Here is a 2,873-nt window from a genome sequence, read left to right on the forward strand (position 1 = left end):
GATCAGGACCAGCGAGCAGCCGGTGACGATGACGCTGTTGGCGAACATGCCGCCGATCGACGCGTTGCCCAGCACCTTGGCATAGCCGACCACGCTGAGCGTGGCAGTGGTGGGCAGCCCGAGCGGGTCGTCGAAGATCGCGCGCCGCGTCTTGAACGAGTTGACCAGCACCAGCAGGATCGGGAACAGCACCAGCAGCGAGTAGCCGCCGAGCGTCAGGTGCACGAAGAGTGAACGGACCGGCGAGCGGATCGAGCGGCTCACAGCGCGAACCTCCGCAGCCGCCGCTGCACGACGAACAGGTAGACCGCGATGCCCGACAGGATCACCAGGAACATCAGCGTCGCGAGCGCCGCGCCCATCGTCGCGCTGCCCGGCTGCGACTGGTAGCCGAAGAAGGTGCGGTAGAACAGCGTGCCCAGCAGGTCGGTCGCGAAGTTCGGGCCGGCCGACGCGCCCTTCACCGCATACACCAGGTCGAACGCATTGAAATTGCCGACGAAGGTCAGGATGTTGACGAGCCCGAGCGTCGGCAGGATCAGCGGCAGCCGGATCGCCCAGAAGATGCGCCACGGCCCGGCGCCCTCGACCACGGCGGCCTCGATGATGTCCTCGGGGATCGCGATCAGCGCCGCGTAGATCAGCATCATCGGGATGCCGATGAACTGCCACACCGACATCAGCGTCAGCACCGGCAGCGCGGTCTCCTCCATGCCGAGCCACGGGCCGAAGAAGCGCTCCAGCCCGACGAAGCAGAGCAGCTTCTCGGTGACGCCCCACAGCGGCGACAGGATCAGCTGCCAGCTGAAGCCGATGATCACCACCGACAGCAGCGTCGGCAGGAACAGCACCGTGCGGTAGGCCGCCGCGCCGCGCAGGCCGCGCAGCGACAGCAGTGCCGCCAGCACCAGCGCCACCGGGTTCTGCACCAGCGAGTGGATGACGAAGAACTCGACGTTGTTCACCATCGCGTTGCGGAAGCTCTCGAACCACTGCGCGTCGAACAGCAGCGTGCGGAAGTTCTGCAGCCCGACGAACGACACCGCGCCATCGGGCCCGGTGCCGTAGGCGCTGAGCCGCAGCGTGTCGACCAGCGGCCAGGCGCTGAACGCGGTGTAGACCAGCACGGCCGGTGCGAGGAACACCACCGCATGCCAAGGAAAGCGCTTCATACCCAGCGGCCCCCATGGAACCGGCTTTGCCGGGCCATCGGGGGCGCCCCCTCGGGGGGAGGCGCGCAGCACTTCGGGGGGGACGTCATCACTTCTGGGGGGCGTACCACTTGGCAAAGCCGCTCTGGATGCGCTGCGCCGCATCCTTCGGTGCGAGCTTGCCGTTGAGGACCTGCGAGTTCACCGTCCACAGCTCGTTCTCCATGCTCGGCTCGCCGCGGCTCATCACCTGCGCATTCAGCCGGATGGTCGACTTGCACTGCGCGCGCCAGCCGATCATCTGCCGCGCCACCGGGTCCTTCACGTCGACCGCGTGCTTCGACAGCGAGAAGAAGCCGGTCGCCTTGTTGGTGTACAGCTCGGCGAATTCCTTCGACGCGAGCCAGGTCAGGAACACCTTGGCATCCGCCGGGTTCTTGGCGGCCTTGTTGATGCCCATGCCGATGTCGGTGTGGTCCGAGATGTAGCAGGCGTCGCCGGCCTTGCGCACCGGCGGCGGAAAGGCGCCGAACTCGAAGCCGGGCTCCTTCTCGAAGTACGCGATGTCCCACGAGCCGGTCGGGTAGATCGCCGCCTTGCCGGAGGCGAACAGGTTCTGCGAGTCGCCGTAGGTCTCGGCCTGGTAGCCCTTGGGCAGGTAGGCCGACCACTTGGCCATCGTGGCCCACACGTCGACGAACTCGGGGTCGGTGAACTTCTTCTTGCCGGCGATCAGCGCGCGGCGGCCTTCCTCGCCTTTCCAGTAGTTCGGGCCGATGCCGGTGAAGACGATCTGGCTGGTCTCCCATTGGTCGGCGGTGCCGAGCGCGATCGGCGCGACCTTGCCCTGGCCCTTGATCTTGTCGAGCACCGCGAAGAACTCCGCCTCGGTGGCCGGCGGCGTGACGCCGGCGTCCGCGAAGATCTTCTTGTTGTAGAAGAAGCCGTGGATCACCGAGGCCATCGGCAGGCAGTAGGTGTCCTTGCCGTCGTCGGTCTGCCACGCGACCTTGGCGGAATCGGGGAAGTTCGCGAGGCCGGGTTCGCCGTCGAGCTTCGCGAGGCGGCCCTTCTTGTAGAGGTCGAGCGCCACGTCGAACGGGCGGCAGGTGATCAGGTCGCCGGCGCTGCCCGCGGCCAGGCGGGCACTCAGCACCGAGTTGTATTCCGGCGGCGCGGTCGGCGAGAACTTCACCGTGATGCCGGGGTGCGCCTTCGTGAAGGCCGGCAGCAGCACCTCGTCCCACAGCGCCTTGTCGTCGGTGCGCCAGCTTTCGATGACGAGCGAGCCGGCCTGGGCGCTCGCCGTCAATGCGAGGGCGGCGCAAGCCAGTGCAGTGCGAACGGGGCGGGTCATGGGGTGGTCTCCTTCGGTGGATGGGCGGGGCGCAAGGTACCATCGGCCGCCGTGTGACACGAGGCCCGCACGAGGGTCCGCGCCCGGCACCGCTGCACGAGGCCAAGTGCTTGTCATTCCAGGGATTTCCAACCATGAGGCGACATGACGCGCTCACGCTTCCTTACGCTGCCCTGCGCGCCTGCGCAGGGGCCGCGAAGGGCCGTGYCGCGGCCCGCGCCTTACACAACATTGCAATTCGCAGGGATTCGACAGGCGCGTGGCGAGGGTTTGCCCTGACGCTTCTTCTGCTCGCGGGTGCGGCGACCTCCGCGCCGGCCCAGACCCTCGACGTGCTGCACTGGTGGACCTCGGCCGGCGAGCGC

At 67.7% G+C, this 2,873-nt stretch carries 2 protein-coding genes and 2 pseudogenes; 1 reads left to right on the plus strand and 3 read right to left on the minus strand.

Annotated features, from left to right (window positions below):
- The 3 genes and pseudogenes from AC1D12_RS29895 to AC1D12_RS29905 all read right to left on the minus strand — a co-directional run.
- Positions 1 to 264, minus strand: a pseudogene (locus AC1D12_RS29895) (carbohydrate ABC transporter permease); the annotation flags it as partial.
- Complete coding sequence (locus tag AC1D12_RS29900) at positions 261 to 1,172, minus strand: carbohydrate ABC transporter permease (RefSeq protein ID WP_477844857.1); 912 nt, start codon at positions 1,170 to 1,172, stop codon at positions 261 to 263. The gene AC1D12_RS29900 and the pseudogene AC1D12_RS29895, both read right to left, overlap by 4 nt.
- Positions 1,173 to 1,260: 88 nt before the next feature.
- Positions 1,261 to 2,508: an ABC transporter substrate-binding protein gene (locus tag AC1D12_RS29905; RefSeq protein WP_477825816.1), complete on the minus strand. Its 1,248-nt coding sequence runs from the start codon at positions 2,506 to 2,508 to the stop codon at positions 1,261 to 1,263.
- A 134-nt stretch (positions 2,509 to 2,642) separates the two neighbouring features.
- Here AC1D12_RS29905 and AC1D12_RS29910 point away from each other — a divergent pair.
- A pseudogene (locus AC1D12_RS29910) lies at positions 2,643 to 2,873 on the plus strand (hypothetical protein); the annotation flags it as partial.

This window comes from Rhizobacter sp. P1_G5, from assembly GCF_056405435.1.